Origin of the sequence: Myxococcus sp. MxC21-1, from assembly GCF_032612255.1 — a bacterium.
GTDB lineage: Bacteria > Myxococcota > Myxococcia > Myxococcales > Myxococcaceae > Myxococcus > Myxococcus virescens.
In genome coordinates, this window is the sequence record NZ_CP123278.1 from 5167000 (window position 1) to 5192900 (window position 25901).

The 25901-nt window shown below is 69.3% G+C and carries 24 protein-coding genes and 4 pseudogenes; 12 read left to right on the forward strand and 16 right to left on the reverse strand.

Annotated features, from left to right (window positions below):
• Window position 1: 1 nt before the first annotated feature.
• From acpS to QEG98_RS23025, 6 genes and pseudogenes are all read right to left on the reverse strand, one after another.
• Entirely contained in the window at window positions 2–382 is a 381-nt protein-coding gene (gene acpS, locus QEG98_RS22995; protein ID WP_011554351.1) for a holo-ACP synthase, read from the reverse strand.
• A gap of 6 nt (window positions 383–388) precedes the next feature.
• Entirely contained in the window at window positions 389–1114 is a 726-nt protein-coding gene (locus QEG98_RS23000) for a pyridoxine 5'-phosphate synthase (protein WP_026113891.1), read from the reverse strand.
• Window positions 1115–1225: 111 nt separating this feature from the next.
• Window positions 1226–2620 (reverse strand): phosphoglucosamine mutase, encoded by a 1395-nt coding sequence (gene glmM / locus QEG98_RS23005; protein ID WP_043611988.1) that lies wholly within the window; start codon window positions 2618–2620, stop codon window positions 1226–1228.
• Between the two features lie 343 nt (window positions 2621–2963).
• Window positions 2964–4093, reverse strand: a pseudogene (gene folP, locus QEG98_RS23015) (dihydropteroate synthase).
• An 86-nt stretch (window positions 4094–4179) separates the two neighbouring features.
• The gene (locus tag QEG98_RS23020; protein WP_316562829.1) at window positions 4180–4584 is read right to left on the reverse strand and encodes an OsmC family protein; all 405 of its coding nucleotides are present in this window, start codon (window positions 4582–4584) and stop codon (window positions 4180–4182) included.
• A gap of 71 nt (window positions 4585–4655) precedes the next feature.
• Window positions 4656–5204 carry a YceI family protein gene (locus tag QEG98_RS23025; protein ID WP_316562830.1) on the reverse strand — a complete coding sequence of 183 codons (549 nt, stop codon included), beginning with the start codon at window positions 5202–5204 and terminating at the stop codon, window positions 4656–4658.
• 134 nt (window positions 5205–5338) lie between these two features.
• Between QEG98_RS23025 and QEG98_RS23030 the strand changes: the two genes are divergently transcribed.
• The 3 genes and pseudogenes from QEG98_RS23030 (at window position 5339) to QEG98_RS23040 (ending at window position 8001) form a co-directional block, all read left to right on the forward strand.
• Window positions 5339–6220: a LysR family transcriptional regulator gene (locus tag QEG98_RS23030; protein ID WP_316562831.1), complete on the forward strand. Its 882-nt coding sequence runs from the start codon at window positions 5339–5341 to the stop codon at window positions 6218–6220.
• Between the two features lie 128 nt (window positions 6221–6348).
• A pseudogene (locus tag QEG98_RS23035) lies at window positions 6349–7043 on the forward strand (pirin family protein).
• 31 nt (window positions 7044–7074) lie between these two features.
• Window positions 7075–8001 (forward strand): pirin family protein, encoded by a 927-nt coding sequence (locus QEG98_RS23040; protein WP_316562832.1) that lies wholly within the window; start codon window positions 7075–7077, stop codon window positions 7999–8001.
• 99 nt (window positions 8002–8100) lie between these two features.
• On the opposite strand, the gene ftsH is transcribed toward QEG98_RS23040, so the two are convergent.
• Window positions 8101–10017, reverse strand: coding sequence for an ATP-dependent zinc metalloprotease FtsH (gene ftsH, locus QEG98_RS23045; RefSeq protein WP_316562833.1), 1917 nt, complete (start codon window positions 10015–10017; stop codon window positions 8101–8103).
• A 180-nt stretch (window positions 10018–10197) separates the two neighbouring features.
• Window positions 10198–11551 (reverse strand): annotated as a pseudogene (gene tilS, locus QEG98_RS42085) (tRNA lysidine(34) synthetase TilS).
• A gap of 454 nt (window positions 11552–12005) precedes the next feature.
• On the opposite strand from tilS, the gene QEG98_RS23065 reads away from it, so the two are divergent.
• Both QEG98_RS23065 and QEG98_RS23070 read left to right on the forward strand, forming a co-directional pair.
• Window positions 12006–12209, forward strand: coding sequence for a TIGR04563 family protein (locus QEG98_RS23065; RefSeq protein ID WP_002638649.1), 204 nt, complete (start codon window positions 12006–12008; stop codon window positions 12207–12209).
• Window positions 12210–12215: 6 nt separating this feature from the next.
• Window positions 12216–12476, forward strand: a complete 261-nt coding sequence (locus QEG98_RS23070) for a TIGR04563 family protein (protein WP_011554363.1) — start codon at window positions 12216–12218, stop codon at window positions 12474–12476.
• 36 nt (window positions 12477–12512) lie between these two features.
• Here QEG98_RS23070 and QEG98_RS23075 read toward each other — a convergent pair whose 3' ends face one another.
• Complete coding sequence (locus QEG98_RS23075) at window positions 12513–13352, reverse strand: 5'-nucleotidase (RefSeq protein WP_316562835.1); 840 nt, start codon at window positions 13350–13352, stop codon at window positions 12513–12515.
• A complete protein-coding gene (locus QEG98_RS23080) occupies window positions 13352–15487 on the reverse strand; it encodes a TonB-dependent receptor plug domain-containing protein (RefSeq protein ID WP_316562836.1) in 2136 nt (711 codons plus the stop codon). Before QEG98_RS23080 ends, QEG98_RS23075 begins: the two co-directional genes overlap by 1 nt.
• A gap of 92 nt (window positions 15488–15579) precedes the next feature.
• Between QEG98_RS23080 and QEG98_RS23085 the strand changes: the two genes are divergently transcribed.
• Window positions 15580–15876: a hypothetical protein gene (locus QEG98_RS23085; RefSeq protein WP_316562837.1), complete on the forward strand. Its 297-nt coding sequence runs from the start codon at window positions 15580–15582 to the stop codon at window positions 15874–15876.
• 37 nt (window positions 15877–15913) lie between these two features.
• Here the strand turns inward: QEG98_RS23085 and QEG98_RS23090 are convergent, their stop codons facing one another.
• Window positions 15914–16165: a hypothetical protein gene (locus QEG98_RS23090; RefSeq protein ID WP_316562838.1), complete on the reverse strand. Its 252-nt coding sequence runs from the start codon at window positions 16163–16165 to the stop codon at window positions 15914–15916.
• Between the two features lie 114 nt (window positions 16166–16279).
• Here QEG98_RS23090 and QEG98_RS23095 point away from each other — a divergent pair.
• Window positions 16280–17820 (forward strand): annotated as a pseudogene (locus QEG98_RS23095) (ChaN family lipoprotein).
• Between the two features lie 6 nt (window positions 17821–17826).
• Here QEG98_RS23095 and QEG98_RS23100 read toward each other — a convergent pair.
• The 4 genes from QEG98_RS23100 to QEG98_RS23115 all read right to left on the reverse strand — a co-directional run bounded on the left by QEG98_RS23100 (window position 17827) and on the right by QEG98_RS23115 (window position 20990).
• Entirely contained in the window at window positions 17827–18747 is a 921-nt protein-coding gene (locus QEG98_RS23100; protein ID WP_316562839.1) for a hypothetical protein, read from the reverse strand.
• Window positions 18748–18890: 143 nt separating this feature from the next.
• Entirely contained in the window at window positions 18891–19292 is a 402-nt protein-coding gene (locus QEG98_RS23105; RefSeq protein ID WP_316562840.1) for a hypothetical protein, read from the reverse strand.
• 140 nt (window positions 19293–19432) lie between these two features.
• Complete coding sequence (locus tag QEG98_RS23110; protein ID WP_316562841.1) at window positions 19433–20224, reverse strand: class I SAM-dependent methyltransferase; 792 nt, start codon at window positions 20222–20224, stop codon at window positions 19433–19435.
• Window positions 20214–20990 carry an SDR family NAD(P)-dependent oxidoreductase gene (locus tag QEG98_RS23115; protein WP_316567945.1) on the reverse strand — a complete coding sequence of 259 codons (777 nt, stop codon included), beginning with the start codon at window positions 20988–20990 and terminating at the stop codon, window positions 20214–20216. Before QEG98_RS23115 ends, QEG98_RS23110 begins: the two co-directional genes overlap by 11 nt.
• Before the next feature lie 244 nt (window positions 20991–21234).
• Between QEG98_RS23115 and QEG98_RS23120 the strand changes: the two genes are divergently transcribed.
• Complete coding sequence (locus QEG98_RS23120; protein ID WP_316562842.1) at window positions 21235–22068, forward strand: serine/threonine-protein kinase; 834 nt, start codon at window positions 21235–21237, stop codon at window positions 22066–22068.
• Complete coding sequence (locus QEG98_RS23125) at window positions 22062–22403, forward strand: hypothetical protein (RefSeq protein ID WP_316562843.1); 342 nt, start codon at window positions 22062–22064, stop codon at window positions 22401–22403. Before QEG98_RS23120 ends, QEG98_RS23125 begins: the two co-directional genes overlap by 7 nt.
• A gap of 15 nt (window positions 22404–22418) precedes the next feature.
• Here QEG98_RS23125 and QEG98_RS23130 read toward each other — a convergent pair whose 3' ends face one another.
• Window positions 22419–22757, reverse strand: coding sequence for a helix-turn-helix transcriptional regulator (locus tag QEG98_RS23130; protein WP_316562844.1), 339 nt, complete (start codon window positions 22755–22757; stop codon window positions 22419–22421).
• 199 nt (window positions 22758–22956) lie between these two features.
• Here QEG98_RS23130 and QEG98_RS23135 point away from each other — a divergent pair, with 199 nt between their 5' ends.
• From QEG98_RS23135 to QEG98_RS23145, 3 genes are read left to right on the forward strand one after another with little or no spacing between them, the layout of a single operon-like run.
• The gene (locus QEG98_RS23135; RefSeq protein ID WP_316562845.1) at window positions 22957–23613 is read left to right on the forward strand and encodes a protein kinase domain-containing protein; all 657 of its coding nucleotides are present in this window, start codon (window positions 22957–22959) and stop codon (window positions 23611–23613) included.
• Window positions 23511–24797, forward strand: a complete 1287-nt coding sequence (locus tag QEG98_RS23140) for a hypothetical protein (protein ID WP_316567946.1) — start codon at window positions 23511–23513, stop codon at window positions 24795–24797. Before QEG98_RS23135 ends, QEG98_RS23140 begins: the two co-directional genes overlap by 103 nt.
• Window positions 24798–24844: 47 nt before the next feature.
• Window positions 24845–25747 (forward strand): DUF2381 family protein, encoded by a 903-nt coding sequence (locus tag QEG98_RS23145; protein WP_316562846.1) that lies wholly within the window; start codon window positions 24845–24847, stop codon window positions 25745–25747.
• Window positions 25748–25901: the final 154 nt, after the last annotated feature.

Consider the following 25901-nt stretch of genomic DNA (forward strand, 5'->3'; position numbering starts at 1 on the left):
TTCAATCCCCCTTCGACTGGAGCACCACCGTGGCGGCGGCGACGTCCGCATCGTGGGTCAGCGCGAGGAAGGCCTCCAGCCCTCGTGCCTCCATGACCTCCAGGGCCACGCCGGACAGTGCGAAATAAGGCGCTCCGCCCTGCCGCCGGACCTCCATGTCCTTCCAGCGGATGCCCGGCGGGGCGCCCAGCGCCTTCACCAGGGCCTCCTTGGCGGCGAAGCGCGCGGCATAGGCACTGGCCGCGTCACTCCGCCGGCCGCACAAGGCCCGCTCCGCCTCGGTGTAGACGCGGTTCAGGAAGGGCTCCGCGCGAGGCCCGTCCAGGATGCGCTGGATGCGGGAGATGGAGCAGATGTCCAGGCCCAGGCCGCGGATTCCCATGGCGCCCTACCCCGGGTTGCGCATGATTTCGAGCATCTCGCGCACCGCCCGCTCGAAGCCCACCAGCACCGCGCGACCGACGATGGCGTGCCCGATGTTCAGCTCGTCGATTTCGGAGATGCGGGCAATCGGGTGCACGTTGTCGTAGTTGAGCCCATGGCCCGCGGCCACGCCCAGGCCCAGCTTGGTGCCCGCCTTGGCCGCGTCGATGATGCGCGCCAGCTCCCGGGCCCGCTCCTTCTCGTTGCGCGCCTCGCAGTAGCGGCCCGTGTGCAGCTCGATGCGGTCCGCGTTCACCTTGTGCGCCGCCCGCACCTGGTCCAGGTCCGGGTCGATGAAGAGCGAGACGGCAATCTCGCCGTCCTTCAGGTTCTTGATGATCTTCGCGATGTGCTCGCGCTGGTTGGCGACCTCCAGGCCGCCCTCCGTGGTGAGCTCCTCGCGGCGCTCGGGCACCAGCGTCACCACGTCCGGCTTGTGCTCGTAGGCGAGCTTCACCATCTCCGCGGTGGCGGCCATCTCCAGGTTCAGGAGCGTCTGCACCGTCTCACGGAGGATGCGCAAATCCCGGTCCTGGATGTGACGCCGGTCCTCGCGCAGGTGGATGGTGATTTGTTGCGCGCCGGCAAGCTCCGCCAGCGCCGCGGCCGTCACCGGATCCGGATACGTGGTGCGCCTCGCCTGACGCAGCGTCGCCACATGGTCCACGTTGACACCCAGTCGCTGTCCCATCGACCGCACCTCGCTCATGCGCGGCCATGGGATTGTCGAAAGGCCCCGGTGCGCGCCGGTCCTTCTTCACGCTGGCTGCGTCCGGAAGTCAACCACCGTTCGCAGCGGCCCTCAGACGCTAAGGGCCTTGGACAGCGCGTCCGCGATTTCCTTCGCGTAGGCCTGGTTGCGGGCAGCGTCCTCGCCCTCGATGAGGACGCGGGCCTTGGGCTCGGTGCCGGAGAAGCGCACCAGCACCCGGCCGGTGTTGCCCAGCCGCTGCTCCACGCTCTTGATGACCTTCATCACCGTCGGGAGCTCGCCCAGCTCCTTCTTCTGCTTCACGACGACGTTGACCAGCGTCTGGGGCACGGGCTCGAAGATGGAGGCCAGCTCGCTCAGGGGCTTGCCCGCCCGGCACATCACCGCCAGCAACTGGAGCGCCGCCAGGGTTCCGTCACCCGTGGTGGTGTGGTCCAGGAAGATGAGGTGGCCGCTCTGCTCGCCGCCCAGGTTGTAGCCATTGCGGCGCATCTCATCGACGACGTAGCGGTCACCCACGCGCGTGCGAGCCACCTTCACGCCCCAGCGCGCCACCGCGCGCTCCAGGCCGATGTTGCTCATCACCGTGGAGACCAACATCTTCTTCTTCAGCTGCTTGCGGGCCACCAGCTCGCCCGTGCAGATGGCCATGATGGCGTCGCCGTCGACGACCTTGCCCTTCTCGTCCACGACGATGAGGCGGTCGGCGTCACCGTCCAGGGCGATGCCCAGGTGCGCGCCGTGCTTCACCACCGTCTTGGCCAGGTTCTCCGGATAGAGGGCGCCGCACTTGTGGTTGATGTTCTTGCCGTCCGGCGAAACGCCGAGCGCAATCACCTTGGCGCCCAGCTCCTCCAGCACGGCGGGCGCCGTCTTGTAGGCCGCGCCGTTGGCGCAGTCGACGACGATGGTCATCCCCTCCAGCGTCAGCTCGCGCGGGAAGGTGGCCTTCAGGAAGACGATGTAGCGGCCCCGCGCGTCCTCCATGCGGAAGGCCCGGCCAATCTTCGTGGCCGTGGGACGGATGGAGTCGATGGAGCCGCTGGACACCAGCTCCTCAATCTTGCCTTCCGTCTCGTCCGGCAGCTTGAAGCCGTCGCGCCAGAAGAACTTGATGCCGTTGTCCTCGTAGGGGTTGTGGGACGCGGAGATGACGGCGCCCGCGTCCGCCCGCATGGAGGTGGTGATGTTGGAGATGCCCGGGGTCGGCAGCGGCCCGACGAGCTCCACGTCCACGCCCATGGAGGTGAGGCCGGAGGCCAGCGCCTGCTCCAGCATGTAGCCGGACAGCCGCGTGTCCTTGCCCACGATGACGCGGTGGCGGTGGGGGCCGTTGCGGATGAGGAACGCGAGCGCCCGCCCGAGCTGCATCGCGACCTCGGCAGTCATGGGATAGACGTTCGCCTTCCCGCGAACACCATCCGTGCCGAACAGCTTCTGGGAAGCCTGCGCCTCCTTCGGAGGCATGTTCATCCTGTACGCCATGTGTGCCGCTCCGCCTTTCCCACGCCGGGCCTGCGCCGGCCTCTCGACGTCGGGGCTTATACCCCGCCCACCACGCGGGCTCGAAGTTAGGAACCCACTGCTCCCTGGGCAACCACCCAGGCATGCGGGCCGACGCAGACTAAAAGAGGTTGCGAAATCAGTACCAACCGAATCGCCGCCGTCCATACACGGCGGCTCGGGGGGCGGCCAGCGGAAGGTGAAGGTTCCGGCCACAGCTTGAGGGCTGTAAGCCACACCTTGTTACCGGGCGTAGAACGTTCCTCCGTCTTCGCACCGCCGGATGGCGTCCGCGACGGCCAGCGCGTCCCGGACCTCGGCCACGTCATGGACGCGGACCACGTCGGCCCCCCAGCGCCGCCATGGCGGCCACCGAGCCCAACGTCGCCGCCAGCCGTTCGGAGGCTGGCTTGCCGCCCGCCAACCGGCCGAGGAAGCCCTTGCGGCTCGTGCCCACCAGCAGCGGCAGCCCCAGCACGCGCAACTCCGGGAGGCGGCGCAGCAGGAAGAGGTTGTGCTCGAAGGTCTTCCCGAAGCCGATGCCGGGGTCCAGGAGGATGCGCCCCCGGGGATGCCCGCCGACCCGGCCCGGAGGATGGCTGCCTCCAGGAAGGCCAGCACGTCCTCGACGACGTCGTCGTAGCGCGGCGCCTGCTGCATCGTGGCCGGAGTGCCCTGGATGTGCATCAGGCAGCAGGCGGCGCCGGCCTCGGCCACCACGCGGGGCAGGCCGGCATCGGAGCTGAAGCCGGTGATGTCATTGATGAGCTGCGCACCGGCCTTCAACGCCTCGCGCGCCACCGCGGCCTTGGTGGTGTCCACGGAAAGCGGCACATCGGTCCGGGCCCGCAGGCCCTCGATGACGGGAATCACCCGCGCCAGCTCCTCGTCGGCGCTGACCGGCAGGGAGCCGGGCCGGGTGGACTCGCCGCCCACGTCGAGCAGGTCCGCCCCCGCCTCGGCCAGGGCCAACCCGTGGGCGATGGCGGCGTCCGTCCCGGCATGGCGCCCGCCATCCGAGAAGCTGTCCGGCGTCGCGTTCACCACGCCCATGACGTAGGTGCGGGCGCCCCACTCGAAGCGCCTTTCGCCCAACGTCAGCACCGCAGGCGCCACGCCCGCGGCCAGCGCGGACGCCACCGCCGATGCCAACGCGGACAGACCCCGGGCGTCGGTGCGAGCAGCCGTGACCAGCCGCCGGAACTGCTCGGCGCGCCCCGTCAGGAGCCCCGTCCCCGAACGGGAGTGGACGTCCCCGGGAAGCCATTCGGGAAACGCCTCCGACAGCGTCAGGAGGAAGGCCTCGTCCTGGGGAGTCAACCCGGTGAGGAGGAGCCGAGTGAATGGCAGCGTCTCCAGCAGGGTCCGTTGCGTGGGCTCCGGCAGCCCCATCCGCCGGAAGGCCAGGATGAGGTCCTCCGGGTGCTCCGAAGTCAGGGGGCGGGCGCGAATCATCGGGAGGCTCCAGGGAGGGGACCGCGTACCGCCACCAGGACGGGACGCGCTTCCCTACCCTACCGCTCCCGAGCGCGCCCGGGGGCTCAGGCTTCGAGCGGCTCAGTCACGATGTCCACCGTGGACGTCGTCATCAGCTTGTGGATGGGGCACTGCGCGACGGCGTTGTACAGCCGCTGCTTGTCCGCCGGCGGCAGCGCCCCGTGGAACGCCAGCTTCACCTTCAGCGTGTAGGTGCCCTGCCGCTCCCGCGAATCATCCCGTTCGACGTGCGTCTCCACACGCTCCAGGGCCAGGCCATGACGCTTCGCGTACCACGTGGCCGTCAGGGCCTTGCATGCCGCCAGCGCGGCGTCGAAGTAGTCGTGCGGGCCGGGCGCGGAGTCCTCTCCGCCCAGCGCGGGGGCCACGTCCGCATGCAGGGTATGCGTGCCGGTCCGCAGGACCTGGCGAAACACTCCGGGCTTCTCGGTCTGGCTGTGGGTCGTCATCGGGGCTCCGGGAGAAGAAGGTGGACCGGAGGCCCGGTGAAGGCGCCTCCGGAGCGGTCCGCGTGGGTGGCTCAGGCCGCCTGCTCGGCCTGCGCCTTCACCGCCTGGACCTCGATGGCGATTTCAATCTTCTCACCGACGAGCACGCCGCCCGCCTCCAGCGCCTGGTTCCACGTCAGGCCGAAGTCGCGGCGGTCCACCGACGTCTTCGCCTCGAACGCGGCCTTGACGTTGCCCCAAGGGTCCTTGCCCGCGCCGAGCTGCTCGGCGTCCAGCACCACCTCGCGGGTGATGTCGCGGATGGTCAGGTTGCCCGTCACCTTCAGCCCGTTCCCGGACGCCTTCTCCACCTTCGTGCTCTTGAACGTGATGCTGGGGAACTTCTCCACGTCGAAGAAGTCCGGCGAGCGCAGGTGGTTGTCACGCTGCTCGACGCCGGAGTCGATGCTGGCCGACTCGATGGTGACCGCGACGGAGGACTTCGTGATGTCCTGCTCGTCCAGCGAAATGGCGCCGCTGTACTTGCGGAAGCTGCCGCGAACCTTCGCGATGACCATGTGGCGGACGGAGAAGTGGATGCCGGAGTGGGTGGTGTCGATGTTCCAGGTCGTGGTGGCCATGAGGTGCCTTCCTTTTTGTGTGAAGCGGTGTGTTCGACGAGGAGGAAGGTAGCGGTGGCCCCCGGGCTTGATTAGATGGGCCAGACTGGAAGAACTGTTCCACCCATGGAACAACGCTCCGGGAAGGACGGGAGATGGACCTCAACGAGCTGCTCGTCTTCGCACGCGTGGTACAGGCAGGCAGCTTCACCGCGGCGGCACGTGGGCTGCGGATGCCCAAGTCCACGGTGAGCCGGAAGGTGTCGGAGCTGGAGACGCGGGTCGGCGCGCAGCTGCTCCAGCGCACCACGCGCAAGCTGCGCCTCACCGACGTGGGCCGGACGTACTACGAACATTGCGCGCGCATCGTCGCGGAGGCGGAGCAGGCCGAGCTGGCCGTGACGCGGATGCAGGCCGCCCCCCACGGCCTGCTGCGCGTGACGACGCCACTGACGTTCAGCTTCATCGGCCCCCTGGTGTCCACCTTCATCAAGCAGTACCCCGAGGTCCAGCTCGAGATGGTGTGTACCGACCGCACCGTGGACCTGATGGCGGAAGGCTTCGACGTGGCGATTCGCGCCGGGCGGCTGGCGGACTCGTCACTCATGGCGCGGCGGCTGGGCATCGTGGAGCGCGTCGTCATCGCGGCGCCCAGCTATCTCAAGGCGCGTGGGACACCCAAGGCTCCGAAGGACTTGGAGAAGCACGACTGCCTCCTCTTCGGCGCGGGCCTGGAGAACAACGTCTGGACGCTCCACTCCGGCAACCGCTCGGTGGACATCAAGGTGCCCGCCCGAATCGTCGTGAATGAGCCGGACATGCTCTACGCGGTGGCGCGGGCGGGCTCCGGCATCGCCCTGCTCCCCAACCTCCCCTTCACCTCGGAGCTGGCCGCCGGGCGCTTGCAGCGCATCCTGCCGGACTGGAGCTCCACGGGCGCGCCCGTCCACGCCGTCTACCCGAGCACGCGGCACCACTCCCCCAAGGTGATGGCCTTCGTGGAGTGCCTGCGCGAGCACTGGCCCATCCCCGGCTGAACGGGACATCGTTCCATCCGTGGAACGATGCTTCCCATTGTCCACGCCTAGTCCCGAAAGGCCCTCGCGCACATCATGACTCTCGAAACAGCGGCCGCCATCCAGGTTCTGCTGTGGAAAGGAACGCCATGATTGCCATTCGCCCCTCGGAAGCCCGCGGTCACGCCAACCACGGCTGGCTGGACTCCCACCACACCTTCTCCTTCGCCAGTTACTACGACCCGGACTTCATGGGCTTCCGAGCCCTGCGCGTCATCAACGAGGACCGCGTCGCGCCCCACGAGGGCTTCGGTACGCACCCTCACCGGGACATGGAAATCATCACCTACCCGCTGAACGGCGCCATTGCCCACCGCGACAGCACGGGCGGCGAGGGACTGCTGCGCGCCGGCGAAATCCAGCGGATGACGGCCGGCACCGGTGTGCTGCACAGCGAGATGAACGGCGCGGATGAGAGCCTCCACTTCCTGCAGATCTGGATCATCCCGGACCGCAAGGGCCTGACGCCTGGCTACGAGCAGAAGGCCTTCCCGGAGGCAGAGCGCCAGGGCCGCTGGCGGGTGGTGGCCAGCCCGGACGCCCGCGACGGCAGCCTCACGGTGCACCAGGACGTGGTGCTTCACGCGACGCTGCTGGGCACGGGCGAACAGGCGACGTACACGCTCGCTCCGGGCCGCCACGCCGGCTGCAGCTGGCGCGCGGCAAGGCCACGCTCAACGGCGTGGAGCTGAAGGCCGGGGACGGCGCCGCGGTGGCGGACGAGTCGCAGCTCGTCCTCTCCGCCACGGAGCCGGTGGAAGCGCTGCTGTTCGACCTGGCCTGAGGCCACATCGCTGAACGAAAGAGAGCACGACATGAGCCGGGACGACTTGAACGCGGAGCAGCTTCCTCCTTCGATGGAGACACTCATCGTCGCGCCCTCACGCGACCTGGGCGACGGGTTCGAGGTGCGGCGCGCGCTGCCCTCGGCCCGCCGCCGGATGGTGGGGCCCTTCGTCTTTCTGGACCAGATGGGCCCCGCCGGCTTCCAACCCGGCCACGGCCTGGATGTGCGGCCGCATCCGCACATCGGGCTGGCGACCGTCACCTACCTCTTCGACGGCGAAGTCATGCACCGGGACAGCCTGGGCACGGTGCAGCCCATCCGCCCCGGCGCGGTGAACTGGATGACGGCGGGCAACGGCATCGTCCACTCGGAGCGCACCGGCCCCGGCCCACGCGCCGCGGGCAGCAAGCTCTTTGGCATGCAGGCGTGGGTGGCGCTGCCCAAGCGCCACGAGGAGACGGCCCCAGCGTTCGTTCACCACCCCGAGGACCAGATGCCCTGCCACGAGGGCGAGGGCGCGCGGATGCGCGTCATCACCGGCACCGTGCACGGTCAGCGCTCGCCGGTGCAGACGCTGTCGGACATGTTCTACGCGGACGTGGCGCTGGAGGCCGGCGCGCGCTTCGTGGTTCCGGCCGAGCACGAGGAGCGGGCGATGTACCTCGTCCAGGGCACCGTGGAGGTGGACGGAATGGCCTTCGAGCCAGGAGAGCTGCTCGTCTTCCGGCCCGGCGGCGCCGTCACCCTCCGCGCCACCGCGGCGGCGCGGCTGCTGGTGCTCGGCGGGGAGCCCATGGACGGGCCGCGCTACATCTTCTGGAACTTCGTCTCCAGCTCGAAGGAGCGGCTGGAGCAGGCGAAGGAGGACTGGAAGGCCGGCCGCTTCGCCGCCGTCCCGGATGAGACGGAGTTCATCCCCCTGCCCGAGGCCCCCCTCCCCGTGCGCTACCCGTAGGCGCGTGGACTCCCGGGAGCCCGCAAAGCAGAAGGCCCTTCCCACGCTGCTGGGAAGGGCCTTCTTCATTTCAGCTCAACCGCTGGAAGGGCGTGACGCTCAGGCCTTCTTCGGCTCCATCGTCGGCAGGCCCTCGAGCGCGTCGAGAATCTTCCGCTTGTCCTTCTTCTCCGTCGCCTTCGGGGGCGCATTCACGCGCGGGGGCGGACGCTCACGGGTCAGCTGCCCACCCTGGAGGAGGATGTTGACGTCCTCGGCGTCCAGCGTCTCGTACTCCACCAGCGCGTCGGACACGCGGCGCAGGGCCTCGATGTTCTCCGTCAGCAGGTTCTTGCCGCGCTCGTAGCAGCCCACGACGATGCTGCGGACCTCGGCGTCAATCTGCCGGGCGGTGTCCTCGGAGTAGTCCTTGGACGAGTTGAAGTCGCGGCCCAGGAACACCTCACCGTCGCTCTTGCCGAACGCCAGGGGGCCCATCTTCTCGCTCATGCCCCAGCGGCACACCATGGCGCGGGCCGTCTCGGTGGCACGCTCGATGTCGTTGGCGGCGCCGCTGCTCATCTCGTTGAACATGAGCTCTTCGGCGATGCGGCCGCCCATGGCCATGGAGATCTGGTCCAGCATCTGCTTCTTGTAGCCGTTGACCTTGTCCTCGGTGGGCAGGCTCCAGGTGACGCCCAGGGCCTGGCCGCGCGGGATGATGGTGACCTTGTGGAGAGGGTCGCAGCCCGGGAGGAGCTTGGCCAGCAGCGCGTGGCCCGCCTCGTGGACGGCGGTGTTCTTCTTCTCCTTCTCGGTCATGATCATGGAGCGCCGCTCGGGGCCCATGAAGACCTTGTCCTTGGCGGCCTCGAAGTCGCTCAGGTCCACGCGCTCCTTGTTCTGCCGCGCGGCCATCAGCGCCGACTCGTTGACGAGGTTCTCCAGGTCCGCGCCCGTCATGCCCGGCGTACCGCGAGCGATGACCTCCAGGTCCACCTCCGGCGCCAGCGGCACGCGGCGGGTGTGCACCTTCAGCACGCCCAGGCGGCCCTTCACGTCGGGACGCGGCACCACGATGCGCCGGTCGAAGCGGCCGGGACGCTGGAGCGCCGGATCCAACACGTCCGGACGGTTGGTGGCGGCAATCAGGATGACGCCGTCATTGGACTCGAAGCCGTCCATCTCCACGAGGAGCTGGTTGAGCGTCTGCTCGCGCTCGTCGTGTCCACCGCCCAGGCCCGCGCCACGGTGACGGCCCACGGCGTCGATTTCGTCGATGAAGATGATGCAGGGGGCGTTCTTCTTGCCCTGCTCGAAGAGGTCACGGACGCGGCTGGCGCCCACGCCCACGAACATCTCCACGAAGTCCGAGCCGGAGATGGAGAAGAACGGCACGCCGGCCTCGCCGGCCACCGCACGGGCGAGCAGCGTCTTGCCCGTTCCCGGCGAGCCCATCATCAGCACGCCCTTGGGAATCCGGCCGCCCAGCTTGGTGAACTTCTTCGGGTCCTTGAGGAAGGCGACAATCTCCTCGAGCTCTTCCTTGCACTCGTCCGCGCCGGCCACGTCCGCGAAGGTGACCTTGTTGTGGCTCTCGCTGAGGAGCTTGGCCTTCGACTTGCCGAACGTCATGGCCTTGCCGCTGCCACCCTGCAGCTGGCGCATGAAGAAGATGAAGAACAGGAACAGGAAGACGACCGGCATCCACTGACCGAGGATGGTCAGCCAGAGGCTGTTCTGCTCCTCCCGCTCGTACTTCACGTCCACGCCATTGCTGCGGAGCTGGTTCAGCATGGCCGCATCCGGCGCCGGCCCCGTCGTACGGAACTTCTCCGACGTGTCGGTGTACTTGCCGGAGTAGGTGTTGCCCTTGACGGCAACCTCCTGGACCTTCTTCTCCTCCACCTTCGTCAGCAACTGGGTGAAGGACGGCTCCTGGACCTGGTCGTTGCCCTGGGAGAAGAAATTGTAGAAGGCGAAGAAGAGGACGATCAGGATGACCCAGAGCCCGATGGTCTTGTAAGTCGAACGCACGTGTCAGCTGCCCTTTCGGAACTCGGCGGGATGAGGGCCGCGCTGGGAAGAACCTCAGCTTTATCCATCACTTGGCCGACACCAGGCGAGCTACCCAGCGACGGACCGTATCAGCAACAGCAAAAAGCCCTCAACTATTTAGGGGGCCGCGCCCATCCCCCGAACTGCGCCTCTGCCACTCTATAACGCCGCGGTCCGCTGAATGCTCGAACCGGGAGGGACCGCCCAGAGGTACTCCCTGGCGGCCGCACGCGGAGCCACTGGAGACCAGAGGCCGGGGAGCCACAACACCTGCCCCTCGGCATCCGCCACCACCGGCCGCGTGGCCCGTGCTTCCGCGGGCACTCGAAGATCAACCAACACATCTTGGAGCTTGCGTTGTCCCCTGGCAGTGCACACCCGGTCGCCGGGGCGGCGTGTCCGCACGGTCAGCGGCCAGCGCGTCCCGTCCCCGAGCGCCAGCCCGAGCACGCCCGCAGGTGGAGGTGCGAACTCGACGGAAAAATTCCAGCCCGTCCCCACGAGCGCGCCCCGCGAACCCGCGTGCTCCAGCCGAAGTTCAGCCGGTGGAGTGGACGGCACCTGCCGCACGCAGCGCACCCGTCCGCTGGTCGCGCGCAGCACGTAGCCCCGCCCCAACGTGGCCGTACCGCCCTGGGCCACCGCGCGCTGCACCCGGGCCAGCGTGGCCTCATCCACCGCGGCCTCCGTGCCGGCCACCAGCCGGGCGAGCACCCGCCGGCGCAGCGCGGGCTCCAGCGCGCGCACGCCCACCGCATCCAGCGCGCCATCCTCCAGGCGCAGCCGGTCGAAGGCCGCGTCCGCCATGGACGCCAGCAGCGACTCGTCCTCCGCGACCACGCGCGCGAAGGCGGCCGGTGCCCCTCCACCGCGAAGCCGGCGGCGCGAGACAGGGCGGGTAGCACTCCAAGGCGAACGCGCGTCCGGAAGTGGACAGGGTCAGCGTTCATCGGGTCTGTCGCATAGGCGACACCCTGTTCCGCCAGGAAGGCCACCACATCCTCCCGCGTGCACGACAGCAGGGGGCGCACCAGTCCGGGGCGCGCTTCGTGGATGCCCACCGCGCCGCGCAGGGCGGTGCCTCGGGCCAGTCGCATGAGCAGCGTCTCCGCCTGGTCCGTGGCGGTGTGCGCGGTGGCCACCACGTCCAGGCCCCGCTCGAGGCGGAGCGCGTCCAGCGCCGCGTAGCGAGCCTCCTCGCGCGCGCCTCGATGCCGGCCCCTGGATGCAGCCTTAGCGCCTGGACGTGGCAGGGCAGCCCCCGCACGGCCGCCAGGACGGACACCTGACGGGCCTCCTCCGCCGCTTCGGGACGCAGGCCATGGTCCAGCGAGGCCACCTCCACGCGAAGCCGGAGTCGCTCGGCAACGAGCGCGGTTCCCACCAGGAGGGCCGTGGAGTCCGCGCCGCCGGAAACGGCGAGCAGCACCGAACCTCCCTCGAGTCCCAGCCGGGTGTACGCCTCTTGAAGCGTCGTCGTCAGCAGCTGCGTGGCGGAATCGTGACGGGGCATCGGACCGCGGTGGAATGGAGTGTCGGGTGAGCGGGTTACAGAGGCACGTGCGGTTGAAGGCAGGGGGGCTGATTCTTATGATCGCCACAACATCGAATCGGCGTTGAGGCGGTAGCGGAAATACACGCGGCCGCGAACGCTGTTCTTGAGACGGTCGAATTTTGAGCTGTTGGACCTAGGGGTCCCCCCCCTCCCCCTCTGGGTCCACGGGCCCGCCTGGAGATTTCCCCGGGCGGTCCCTCTTTCCGAAGCGCCCCGGACTCCCTCGTGGAGTCCGGGGCGTTTCCTTTTTCGCGCATGGTTGCACAGCTTACGTGCAACTGGACGAGCACGGGGACAGACCGTGCGACCTCGGAATGAGTCCTTGGAAACCGTTGACCCTCTTGGGAGTCTGTCGGATAACGGCCCAGGTGTGTTCAGGTCGTCACCCCGAATCCGCCCCGGAGACCCAAGTATGGCAGGCACCGACAAGCGCAAGCAGTCGCTGTACTTCCCCGAGGAGATGCTGAAGGAGATCCAGGAAGAGGCGACCCGCCAGGACCGCTCCCTTTCCTGGGTCGTGCAGCAGGCGTGGAAGATCGCCCGCGAGCGCATCAAGTCGTTCCCCGCCGTGAATGACGTGACTGGCGACGAGCGCCAGGACCCTCGGGAGGAGTAACGACGGATGGCTACGACGGACCATCGTAAACAGAGTCTCTATTTCCCCGAGGACATGCTGGAGGAGATCCAGCGTGAGGCGACGAGGCAGGACCGCTCGCTGTCCTGGATTGTCCAGCAGGCGTGGAAGGTGGCGCGCGGGGACATCCGGAAGATGCCGTCGGTCAACGACGTGCTCAGCCCGCCTCCTCGTCCCGCGGCCCCCGCGCCCGCCCCCGCCCAGCCGGTGACGGCCGTGGCAGTGGCGCCCTCCGAAGAGCCCAAGTAGTTCCGGAGGGCCGGCTTCACGCCCGGTCCCCCACCCTCACCTGCCCGCGGGCCTCGCGGGCAGGGCGCAGTTCTGGAAGATGACTCGCGACTCCTCGCGCAGCGCCTGCACGGGCGTTGGGTGCTTTGCCTTCATGTACGCCGAAGCGAGGTTGGCTTCCGTACCGCCCAGCTTGCGAGCCTGTACCGGGTTGCGGTCCGGGTTCTGCCCAGCGTTGCCCAGCGCCGCGCCGTAGCCGTCTCCTCCCTCCAGGATGTACGCGTTCATGGCCACGCGGTAGCGGATGGACGCGTCTTCGCGCGCTGGCAGCGCCACGGGCACCCCACCCACCGTCAGTTCGCGCACGCGCGAGCCTTTCGGCTGGGCGCAGTCCACGCGCAGCGAGCTGCCCTCGGACACGTGAAGGAAGGCGCCGGAAGGCGACGCGATGCTCTGCCCTTCCAGGTACAGCGCGCCCACGGACAGCTCCAGCATGTCCACGAGCTCCTTCTCCGTGAGGTCCACCGTCACGACGAGGTTCTCGAAGAGGATGAGCTCGTGGAGCACGCCATCCGTGAGCGGGCCCTGGCGCAGCTCGGTCCGCGTAACGCACAGACCTTCCTGGCGCAGCGAGCCGCCGTTGACGACGCCCAGCACCGCGGGGCGGGTGGAGTCATCCTCCGCGTGCAGGAGGGCATCCGCGACGAGCTGGCCCAGCGCATTGTTGTCGTGCCGCGTGTAGACCTTGTCCAGGAGCACATCGTCGGCCAGGTAGCCCACGACGGCGTCAGGGTCCTCCACCAGGGGCTGGCACGAATCGTTGTAGGCGATGCAGCCGCCGTGGAAGGCGCCCAGCCCGAGGGTGAGCGCGGCGAACAGGGAGCGGGAGCGCGGCATCAGTAGTGGGCCCTCACGGTGAGGAATCCGGACATGCCCTCGCGCGGGAGCAGCCCGGGGACACGGTCCGGACGGGGCACGTCGTCGCGAAGGTCATTGTCGAACAGGTTGTGCGCCACCAGGGCCACCTCGAAGTGCTCCAGGATGGGCTCGGTGCGCAGCTGCGCGGTGATGAGGCTGTAGGACGGAATCTTGTAGCGGCGAATGAGCTCCAGCACGGAGCGGCTGTTGTTGCGCCGCTCCGCGCCCGTGCGCACCACCACGTCGAAATTCACATAGGCGCCAATGGGCATCGTCACGCCGGCGTTGAAGCGCGCCTGCGGCGTGTCGGTGAGCAGGCGGGACTGGGCGGGCAGCTCCAGGTCCTCCGCGCGGGAGATGCTGGCGTTGAGCCACGCATACGCGCGCTTGGAGGCCTCCAGCCGGGCCTCGCCCTCCACGCCGTACACGCGCACGCCCAGCTCGCGGTTGCGCAGCGGGACGATGTTGCCCGACGTGTCCACGGGGACGATGGGCGAGCCGAAGAGGGCCACGTACGCGTTGGCGCGCAGCCGCACGCGCGCGTCCCCCGCCGACTGGATGAGGTCCGCGCCCAGCTCGAAGGTGTCCACCGTGGCGGGCTGGAGGCGCGGGTTCCCCTCGAAGCGGCCCTGGTTGTACTCCGTGTCCGGAATGCGCTCGACCAACTCCTGCAGCGTGGGCGCGCGGAAGGCACGCCCGTAGAGGGCCTTGAGCACCAGCGCGTCGGTGGCCGCGAACACCAGTCCCACGCGCGGATTGAGGGTGGGCACGAAGCGGGTGCCGTTGATGGCGCCGGACGCGTCCACCGTGGGCAGCTGGGTGGCGTCCATGCGCACGCCGAACGTGAGCGTGAGCGCGTTGACGACGGTCCACTGGTCCTGCGCGAACAGGCCCACGTTGAGGCGGCGGGATGCGGCGCCGCTCGTCAGGTCCACCAGGCCCTCCGGCCGCGTCAGGCCGTCCGGACGCACCTGGGCGTCCAGGGTGTAGTTCGTCACGTAGTCGTATTCACCCAGCGACTGCTGCTCCACCACCGCGCCCAGGGAGAGGCGGTTGTAGGCGCCCAGGGCCACGTCCGCGTCCACGGAGCCGGTGAGCGAGCGCACGGAGACGCGCGTCTGCTCCTGCATCCCCTCTTCGAACAGGCGGTTCGTGCCCGTGCCGGCGCTGAAGTCGTGAGGGGTGATCTGGAAGAAGCGGTCGGTGGACTGCTGGTCATACCCGGCCCGCGCGCGGAGCGTCACGTCGGGGCCGAAGGAGCGCTCCCAGGTCAGGTCCGCGAGGAAGACGTTCCAGCCCAGCTTGGAGTCCTCGCCCACCGTGTCGAAGAGGCCCACCAGGGCGCTGCGGCGCTCGGTGAGGAAGCGCGCGGAGGCTCCCAGGCGGCCCGCGTCGCCCATGGCGTAGGTGGCGCCCGCGCCCGCGTTGAAGAGGAAGCGCTCGTCGCGGGTGCGCCCCGCCGGGTCCGTCACGTCGCGGAGCCCCTGCGAGCGCGACTCGTCGTCCAGGCCATCGTTCTCGATGACGGTGGAGTCGCCGGCCTGGCTCCACACGTCGATGTCCGCGAAGACGCGCAGATTCCCAGCGGTGTGCCCCGCGGAGAGGTGTCCGTTCCCCGTGACGGCGAGCCGGTCGTCTTGTCCCGGGTAACCGCCGACGGACACGGCCGTGCGAACGCCGTCCGACGTGTCCGTGACGATATTGACCACACCCAGGAAGGCACCGGCGCCATAGAGAGCGGAGCCAGGGCCGCGGATGACCTCCACCCGCTCCAGGTTCTCCACCGGCAGGTTCATCAGCGCCTTGCCGTCGAAGAAGCTGTTGAGGCGGTGACCGTTGAGGAGGAAAAGGACCTCCGCGTCATTGCGCAGGCCCCGAATGGCGGTGCGGTGGAAGCCCTGCACATCCCTGCTGACCGACAGGCCGGGCACCACGTCCAGGACGTCCGCCACGGTGCGCGCGCCCAGGGAACGCAACTGCTGCTGACTGAACGAGGCGCCAATGGCGGGCACCGTCCGCACCGCCGCCTCGTGGCGCGTGGCCAGGGCCAGCGTGTCCTCGGCGCTGTAGAGGGCGGTCCTCCTCCAGTTCGGACCGCGGGGCCGCCGGCTCACGCGATGCGGGCGCGCTGCCTGCCGCCGCGGAGGTCCGGGACGGCCGTGCCGACGACGAAGCCTCCGTGGGCGCATCCGGGGGCAGGTCCGCCGTGAGCGCGGCCATGGAGTCGTCCTGCGGCGTCGCCGGGGGCGCATCCTTTCGCGGCGCGGATGCCTGTGCGCGGGAGCGCTCGGGCGGAGGCGTGCGCTCGGGAGGCGGCGCAGGCTCGGGCGGAGCGGCGCGCGGTGGCGTCCGGCTCGGCGGGGGCCGGCGCTCGGGCGGTGGCGTGGACCGGACGATGGACGCACTGGCCGGCGTCTCGCCGCCCACGAGCACGCGTGCGGGGCGCGAGGCGGACTGGAAGAGCGGCACGCGCTGGCCATCCGCGGTGAGGCCCTCGACGTAGTACTCGATGCCGGGCGGGATGACGTGCTCCGCGGGAATCACGGCCCGGTACAGGTCGCCGTACTCCCGCTCCATGGGGCGGCGGGCATAGGCTCGCCCGGGCCGCGGTAGCGCACGTACAGCTCGAGGACGCGGCGGCCTTCCACCAGCGTACCGTCGAGTTGCAGCGCGACGCGCGGCTCGGCGCGTTCTGGTGGGGAATGCAAGAGCCCCGGCTCCTCGGCACGGCCGGGCACCGCCATGACGAGGACCAGGCTGAGGAGGGTCGCGCGAGCGTGTGCGGTCTTCAAGGCTGAGAGCCATGGTCCATTGGCCTTCCGCCCCAGTCAAGGAACGCTCCCGCCACACGGACGCGCCGTTTTTTTGCCGGGCCTGCGGTGGCGTGCGAGGGATTGCGGCACTCCATGCGCGCTTCGCTCGCCTTGCACCTCGCCCTGTTCCGACGCCAGCGCGCGCAGATTGCCCGAGTGGTTGACGGACAGACGGCATCCTTCCGAACCTACGAGACCCGCTTCCGGCGGCGCACCTCGGGTTACCGGAGCGTCACGACGCTGTCCGCCGTGTACCAGCAGGTACAGGCGGCGGACGTCGTCTACGTCGGCGACTACCACACGCTCCCGCTCGCGCAGGAAACCTACCTTTCACTGGTGGAGCGGGCGCAGGCCTCGGGCCGCCGCGTCATCATGGCGCTGGAGTGCGTGGAGGGCCGTCACCAGGCCACCGTGGACGCCTGGCGCGCCGGCCGCATCACCGAGCGCTCCCTGCTGGCGAAGCTGGGACACGGCTCGGGGGTTTGGTCCAATACGCGCGTCCTGCTCTCCTTCGCGCGCAAGCAGAAGCTGGAAGTGGTGGGCATCGACCGCCGGGCGCAGGGTGAGCGCTCGCTGGAGCTTCGCGACGCCTACGCCGCCGAACGCATCGCCCGCGCCGCCCGCGCGCCGGACCGGCCGCTGGTCATGGTCCTGGTGGGCCAGTACCACGTGGCGCCGTGCCACCTGCCCGCGCAGGTGGAGCGTGCGCTCGGCACGGAGACGCGCAAGGGGCTGGTCGTGTACCAGAACGCGGAAGGCGTCTGGTGGCGGCTGGCGCGCGAAGGCCGCGTTGGCGCCGCGGAGGCCGTGGAGCTGGCCGACGGCACCTTGTGCCTGATGAACGCCTCCCCCGTGGTGTGCCAGCAGAGCTTCCTGGACTACCTGGAGGCGGAGGCCGGAGACGCGCCGCTGTTGGATCGCGGCGCCGCCGAGCGCTTCCGCGAAATGTCCGCGCTGATCGGCCGGCTCGCCGGCGTGCCCGTGGGCCGTTCCCTGGACACGGTGGACGTGGCCACCGCCGCGGACGGCGACGTCCTGGCGCGAATCCAGCGGCGCGGACGCTTCACCCAGGCCGAGCTGACCCAGCTTCGCCGCCACATCCTCTCCCGTGAGAGCAGCTACATCCCCCGCGCGAGGGTGGCCTACCGGCGTCGCTGTCGCTGAACCACGCGGCGGAGGAAGCGGCGCACTTCGTGCGGCACTGCGCCGTGGGTGACGCCATGGACGCGCCGCGCGGCGCCTCGGAGGCCTTCTACGCGCGCTGCCTGGAAGAGGCGCTGGGCTTCTTCGGCTCGAAGCTGGTGAACCCCCGGCGCACCTGCCTGGGCGTGGCCGAGTGGGCCAAGCGCTTCGGCGAGAGCCGCGGCGTGGAGCGGCAGATCGCCGCCTTCGTGCTGGCCCACAAGGCCACGGAGGCGGAAGCGCCGGAAGAAGCCGTGAAGCTCCTCCCCCTGCGCAAGGACCGCCTGTTCCACGGCGTCAGTCACGCCCTGGGCTATCTGCTCGGAGACCGGCTGTACCAGGCCTTCGACAGTGGTCAGGTGGCCAAGGCGGAGGTGCAGGCCCTGTTCCGCGACCCCTTCGTGGACCCGCGCGCGGCCTACTTCGCCTGGGCCGAACGCCTGGGCATCTGAGCCCGGCTACAAGTCAACCTGTCCCGAGGGAGGCGGAGGCGCGGCTTCCTCCTCCATGTCGAGCGGGCCGAACGTCCCATCCGGTTTCAACATCCGCTGCCGCTCCGGCGCTTCGCTCAGCACCCGGATGGCTCCGTCCGGGGTCAAGAAGTAGGCAATGCGGGACGCGGCGTGGATGACCGTGAGCGCGCCCAGCTCCGGGTAGAGCATCAGCGTCGCCAGCTCCGTCTCCAACGGTCCCCCGAAGAGGACGTGGGAGTGCGCCGAGCCCTGGTACAGCTCGCCCTCCGGCCCCGGCTCCAGACTGATGGCGAAGACGCTCTGGTGGAGCCGCACCGCCTCTCGCTGCGTGCGCCCGTCGGGGCTGTAGCGGAAGCGGATGTCCCCACCGAGATAGAAGCGCATGGGGTCACGAGTCCCCTGCAGGACATAGACGGTGAGGTCCCCATCCTCCTCCACGAAGACCACCGGGTTGATGGCTCCCCGCTCGAAGGCCTCCACCGTGGCCAGCATCGACGTCTTCACCGCTCGGGCGACGGGGCTGAAGTCTCCGGGCAGCTCGTTGAGTGGCAGCGGAGCCATCTGCTCCGCATCGTCACGCGGAGCCTTGAAGGCATAGGCCGGGGTGAAGGTCCCCGCGTCGTCCAAGGTGCCGAAGAGGGAGTACCACCCCTCTCCGCGAGGCACCGTGAAGAACCACTCCATGCGCGAGCGGTCCAGCGCGTCCTGGATGAGGAGCCGGTCCGTCGCGAAGATGGCGGCGCGCTCCGCATCGAAGAGGTACTTCGCCCGCGTCTGCACCCGGCGCAGCTCCGCGTCATCCGGAACAGCCACCGTGGACTCCGGGCCCTCCGGCTTCACGCGGCCCGAGCGCGCGCCGCAACCGAGGAAGAGAACGGCGACGGCCAGCAAGGGGAACACGCGCATGAGGACCTCGTCCGAGAAGGCAGGTCCACGCATTCTGCGCCAGTCGCCCACGAGGCGTCACGCCGCGTGCGCCAGCACGGTGCCCGCCACCGCCGGAGGGCTGGCGGCACTTCCGCCGCCCTCCCCTGGCGTGCGGCATGGGACTACGTCTTCTGCGGCGCGTTCGCCTGCATGGCCGACTTCACCTTCTCGCGTAAGGCGCGCATCTTCGACCGCATCTCCTCCCGCTGCGCATCGGAGAGCTTGCCGCCCGAGGCTTCGCGCTGAGCCTTCATCTCCTCCCGCAGTTGGCGGCCCTCGGCCTTGAACTGGTCGGCCTGGGCCTGGGAGAGCCTTCCTTCGGCCACGGCCTTGTCCATCCGGTGCTCCATGCGGGCCATCTTGTTTCCATGCCGCTTGCCCTTGTGCCAGTGGTGCCCACCGTGCCCCTTGCCGTCCGCGGCAGGCGGGTTGGCGGACTCGGGCGCGGCCGTCTGGGCCAGCACGGGCGCGGCGATGAACAACGAGGCGACAGCAACGGAACGCAGGGCGGTCATGAGCTTCATCGTGGTTTGCTCCTCAGGGTGACTGAGGCTTCGGGAGCCGGCCTTCCCGTCGCCTCTTGCCCTGAAAAACCCCGCGCGGCGCGGAAGGTTAAATCCGCCCGAGCGGACGCCTTTTCGTGCCTGCCTCCCCGCCCCGGGCCCTACCGCGCCGGGAGCTTCATCGCGCGGGTGGCGATGAAGCCGTTGTAGTACTGCGACAGGGCATCTTCCGGACCGAACGAGTCCTCGAAGAGGCCGACGATGGCGAGCCCCGCATCCGCCTGACCGCCAAGCTGGTCCTCCAGGGAGTGCCCCACGCAGAGCGGCTCGCCCACGTCCGTGAAGCGGCGACGCTCCTCGTCGGACAGGCTGGTGAAGTCCGAGTAGGGCATCCGGTACTTCAGCGTGAAGATGCCCTGCTTCTCCAAGGCCAGGTCGAACAGGTAGTTCACGGGATTGGTGAAGCCGGTCAGCAGCACGCCGCCGGGGCGCAGCACCCGCGCCGCCTCACGCCACACGGGGCGCACCGCGTCCACGAAGCAGTTGGAGCACGGGTGGAAGATGAGGTCGAAGCTCGCGTCCTCGAAGGCGGAGAGGTCGCGCATGTCGCCCTCCACCAGCCGCAGCTCCAAGCCCTCGCGCTCCGCCACCATGCGGTCCTGGCCGAGCTGTGCGGGCGAGTTGTCCAGCACCGACACCCGGGCGCCCGCCGCTGCCAGCACCGGAGCCTGCTGTCCACCCGAGCCCGCGAGGCACAGGATGTCCTTGCCCCTCACGTCGCCGAACCACTCGCGCGGCACCGGCTTCGTGGGGGTGAGGACGATGCTCCACTCGCCCTTGCGTGCCGCGGCGATGACTTCAGGGCTGACGGGAAGCGTCCACTTGTTGCCCGTGGCCACCTGGCGGTTCCACGCCTCGCGATTGTACGTCCGCACATCCAATTCAGTCGTCATGCAGCACCCTTCCTTCCATGCCTCCGGCGACAGTGACGACTTCACCCGTCACATGTCCGGAGATTCGGTCCGACGCGATCGACACCACCGCCCGCGCCACGTCCACCGGCTGCGCCACCTTGCGCAGCGGCATCGTCCGCGTGACGCGCTCAACGAAGCCCGGCTGGGCCAGTTTGTCGCGGCTGCGGTCCACCGCCGTCCATCCCGGGCACACGACGTTGACGCGGCCCAGGGGCGCGATGCGGCCCAATTCATTCTTGAGGCTCTTGAGGAAGCCACTCGCCAGCGCGCCCTTGGCGGCGGCGTAGTCAGCGTGTCCTGCTTCACCGAACAGCCCCGCCGTGGAGCTGATGATGACGATGTTGCCCGTCTTCGTGGTGGCCACGTGCCGCAGGAAGGCACGGCAGCACAGGAAGACGCTGTCCAGGTTCTCCGCCAGCGTGCGGCGCCAGCGCGTCAGGGACATCTCCCAGACGGGTTCATCCGGGGCGGGCCAGACGCCCGCGTTGCAGACCAGCACGTCCAGCCGCCCCAGCGCGGCCACCGCCGCGGGAACCAGCGCGTCCACGTCGGCTTCCACCGTCAGGTCCGCGCGCAGCGCTGCGCCGCCGACGTCGCGTGCCAGCGCCTGGGCCTTCTCGGTACTGGAGTGGTAGTGCACCGCCACCTTCGCGCCTTCTTCCGCGAAGGTATGGACCAGGGCGGTGCCGATTCCTCCGGCGCCGCCCGTGACCAGGACGCCTCTGCCTTTCAGCTCCGTGTCCATCCGGGTGTTCTCCTCGGGTCGTGCTTTCACGGGGCCGCTTCGCGGCGGAGTCCCGGGCACACTGGTGGCGTCCGGCGGCTCACGACGAGAAGAGGCCCCGGCGCCTGACAAGAGCCGTCCATGAACATGAAGGCCAGCGGAAAAATCCACCCTGCCCCCCCTGCGCCGGGAGCGGCTTCCTCCCTCAGCCCTCTTCATGTTTATCTAATCATAACCCTTTAAGGTCTATACCCAGGAGTCGCCATTGGCCTCGCACCGCCTCACGACCACCCAGAAGGACGAACCTTCCATCTTCACGTTCGAACGGCGACACGTTCTCTTCTCGGTGGAGCACACGCGGTTCGAGTTCGTCCGCATGTTGGAGCGCCGGGCCAACGGCGAGGAGTTGCTCCTGGCCGAGCGCTACCAGCGGCACGGGCTCGCCGGCACCGTCGTCATCAAGGCCGTGCGCAGCCCCGCGAGCTCCGCGCGCCGGCACCGGCTGGTGGAGGAAGTGCAACTGGCCTACCGCCTCCACCACCCCACCATCGCCCAGGTGCACTACTTCAAGATTCACCGAGGCAAGCCGTACATCATCATGGAGCACGTGGACGGGCCGTCGCTGGAGACCGTGCTGGACCTCATGGCCATGCGAGGGAAGCCCGTATCCCTGGCCTTCGCGCTCCACGTCTCCGCGGAGCTGGCGGACGCCCTGCACCATGCCCACTCGCTCAAGGACGCGCAGGGCCGGTCCCTGGGACTGATTCATCGCGACGTCAGTCCCCGCAACGTGCGGGTGGCGCGCACGGGCGAGGTGAAGCTGACGCACTTTGGCGTGGCCTATTCGCACCTGGTCGGCCGGGAGGAGACGGCGGAGGCGCTGCTCAAGGGCGACGTGGCCTATGCGTCGCCGGAGTACCTCGCGGGCCAGACGCTGACCGCCGCCTCGGACCTCTTCTCGCTGGGGCTGGTGCTGTTGGAGCTGGCCACGGGGCGGCACCTGTTCGCGGCCGCGGCGGAGGCGCTGGAGCCACCACGTGCGAAGTCGCGTGAACTGCGCCTGGAGGAGCCCCTTCCCTGCCGCTCACACAGATGCTGATGCTGCTGGAGGACCATGGTCCCCAGGACGTGGAGCGAGCCGCCGCGAGCCTGCCGCCCGAGGTGCGCGCCCTCCTTCAAGGGATGCTGCACAAGGAAGCGACGAAGCGCTTCGGCTCGGCGGGGGCGTTGTGCGAGGCACTCCGGGAATGCCTCGTCCAGGAAGTCCGCCGCACCGGCCGCCCCTTCGGACGGGCCGACATGGCCGCGGAGCTGACGCGGCTCATCAGCGACGCCAGCGCGGTACGCGACGAGGTCGAGCTGCTCGACGAGAGCCTCTTCCCATCGGGCCTCGAGTCCCATGAACTGTCGGGACGAGGCCCCAAGGACGCCTGAAGCCGAGCCCTGGTGCTAGCGGGACAGGGCGCTCGCCATCACGACGAGTGCCTTGAGCTTCTCTTCGTCCAGCGTCTCCGAAAGCGTCATCAGCCGCCGTTGCAGCGAGGACTGCTTCTTCGCGCCCGCGCGGCCCTCCCGGGCGAGGCCCAGCAGCTCATCCGTGGAGGTCCGCAGCACCATGGCCACCTTCCGCAGCGTGGCCACACGCGGCAACATCTTCCCCCGCTCCATCCGGCTGTAGACCATGGGGTGCATGTCCAACAGCGCCGCGACTTCCACCTGCGTCAACCCCAGCCGCGCTCGCGCCTCGCGCACGGCCTTTCCAAAAGTCGCTCCCAGTTCTTCGTCCATGGCTCGTCCGGAAGCCTAACCCAAACCCCAGGGGCCGCCGATCGGATGGCGCGGACCTAAACCCCTCAGGGCCATGTCAGACCAAGCACTTTCATCTTCCCTGGCAGTAGCGAGAACGGCATCCTCCCGGCGGGGTCCTGCTGGCGTCTGGTGACACTTCAGGTGGGGCCCGCCGGGTGGGAAGCCCCTGGGAGACGGCATGGCGGAAGCGCAGAGGCGAGAACATTCGCCGGGGACACGCATCGCGGGCTTCACCCTGGGCAAGCGGCTGGGCAGCGGCGCGTGCGGCGACGTGTACCTCGCGATGCGCGACGGCGAGGAGGTCGCGCTCAAGGTCCAGTACCTCCACCGGATCGCGGGGTGGCCGGAGCGCGAGGTCGCCATCCTCCTGCGCCTGCGTCACCCCAACGTGGTGGCCTTTCGCGCCTGCGGCAAGTTCCCGGGCGTGGCGCCCCGGTTGTTCTACCTTGCGATGGAGTGCGTGCGAGGACGGACCCTGCACCAGTGGGTGGAAGAGGAGAACCCCAGCGCTCGACAGGTGGCACGGCTGCTGCGCGGCATGGCCCTGGGGTTGGGGGCCACGCACGCGGCGGGCGTCGTGCACCGCGACCTCAAGGAATCCAACGTCATGGTGCGGGAGCCGGACGGTGAACCCGTCCTGGTGGACTTCGGCGTGGGCGACTTCGCCGGAGCCCCCGCCTCACCCAGGGTGTCCTGCCGCCGGGCACCATGCGCTATCGCAGCCCGGAGGCGCTGGCGTTTCGCAGGGCCAGCAGCGCGGCCACGGCCAGACGATACCGGTGCGGGCCAGCGGATGACGTCTATGCGCTCGGCGTCATCTTCTATTGGATGCTGACGGGCCGCCCTCCCTTCCTGGAGATAGTGACCCCCTCGGAAATCGAGGCCGTCATTTCCGAGGCGCCTCGCGCTCCCCACACGGTGAATCCGCGCGTGCCACCGGCGCTGAGCGAACTGTGTCTGCGGCTGCTGGCCAAGGCCCCCGAAGCCCGAGGGAGCGCGGAGGCACTGAGCGCGGACATAGAGCGGACACTCGCAGCCACCGACGCGGCGTGGGACGCGCCTCTGTGCGAGTGGCGGCAGGACGCGGAAACACCCGGCCCCGACTCCCGGTCCGAGGACGACAATGACGCCGCGCTGGTGATGTGGGCCGAGGCAGGTAACGCCCGCTGGGCCTCGCCCAGGCGTGGACCCCTGCCCCACAAGCCGCCGCTGGAAATACGTGCTCCCGAAGCCTTGGCGCCACGAACGCCTGCGCGCGGACGTACGGCTCGCTGGGCGGTGGTGCTCGCCGGGCTGGCGTGTGCGCTGGGGGCGTGGCTCTGGGTGGCGACACCCACGCTGGGTGGCGGGAGCAATCCCATCCGGGAAGTGGCTTTGCCCGGTGGCCCGCCGGAAAGTGAGCAGGCCGCGCCCCTGCCCAGTCCCGGGGCCACCCTCGCGGCCGTCACCGCCGAGGTGGCGCACCCGAAGAAGGAAGTGCTCCCCGTGAAGCAGATGCCCGACAGCGTGACGACTTCCCAGCAGCCCGCCTCCAGCGCGCGGGCCCTCAAGGCAGCGGCCCGGACGATGGTGGCCGTCGCCGCCTGCTCGGGCCTGGGCTGCCCCAGCGGCCCGCAGGTGCGTCCGGCGCCTCCCGGCGAACCTTGTCCCCCCGGCGCGGTGGATGCCATGAAGCGGGCCGGTATTCGCATCGGCGACAGGACCAGCCTCGCCTTCGTCGACGACAAGGACTTCGGAGAGCCTGTCCTCGTCCGGGAAGGCCGCGTTCAGGTCGAACTCGGAACGAACTTTGGCCCCCTGACCTCGGGAAAAGCCGTGGGCGAACTCATCTTCGCGGACCGCGTCTATGGCCGCTTCACCCAGGCCTACACCCGTGGAGGTGACTTCATCCCCGTGTGCCTGGAGATGGTCGAACAGTACGGAGTACGCGGCATCCGGCGGAAGGGCGACGACCCAGGCCCGGGCACTGCCACGGTCAGCAACACCGCCGTGCTCTATGCCGTGAATCGCTTCGAATAGTGACCTCCGCCACCGGCTTGTTCCGCCCGCCAGGGAAGTGATTGTCCGTGCCCACGCCACTGCCCATCCCTCTTGCTTTCGCATTCCTGCTGGCGGCGGCGCCCGCGCGCGCCCAGCCCGCCTCCTGCCGAGAGCCGACGGAACGCCCCGTTGAGCTGGGCGCGGAGCGGTGCGGCCGGCCACCCGAAATCCGGGTCGGAGAAGGTGTCGCCACAGTGCTCCGCTTCGACACCCCCCTGATGCGTGCGGAGGTGTCCGGCCTGGGACGCTTCCGTCAGGTGGTGGACCGGGAACTCCTCATCATGGTGCCCGAGGAGCCAGTGGCCGACGAGTCCCGCGCCACGCTGACCGTCCACTTCGCGGATGGAGCGGTCCCCACCCAGGCCACGCTTCAACTCGTCATGGAGACGCCTGCACGGGCCGAACGGCAGGTGGAGATTTTCCGTCGAGCGCGCACGGCAGCGTCGTTCCAGCGGGAGCTGCTGGAGACACGGCGGGTACTTCAGGAAGTGCGCGAGGAGAATGCACGGCTGCGAGCAGCACAGGCACGCCCCGGCGGCTTGATGGGGCTGTGGGTGAGTGGAGACATGGGCGGCACCGGCGTCGCCGCAAGAGAGTTCCTGGACGTCCGGAAGCACGCGAAGAACAGCCTGGTGCTCCGTTCCGGCCTGACCTTCCGGGCCAGGAGCATTCTGGTGGTGGTGGGCCTGAAGAACCCGCTGGGCGCGAAGCCCTGGCAGGCCACCGGCGCGGCACTGGTGGGGCCGGATGGCGCGGAGTTGAAAGTCGCGCGAGTGTGGGCACCCGCCATCCTCAACCCCGGCGACGAAATGGACGTCCTGGTGGAGACCGACCCCGTGGAAGGCGCGCCCCGAGGCCCCTTCACCCTGACGCTGTGGGCGGAGGACGGCAAGCGCCCCATCATCCTCGGCAACATCGAGTTCCCGTGAACGGATGGAGCGGCCAGGTGCCTCACTCCGGTGCCGACTGCGGACGCCCTTTCCATCACATCTCGGGTGTCCACGGATCCGGAGCAGCCCTCTCTGCCAACGTGAGTGAGACAGTTCGTACCCAGCAGTTTAGTGTGCAGGGCGACCCAGGCAG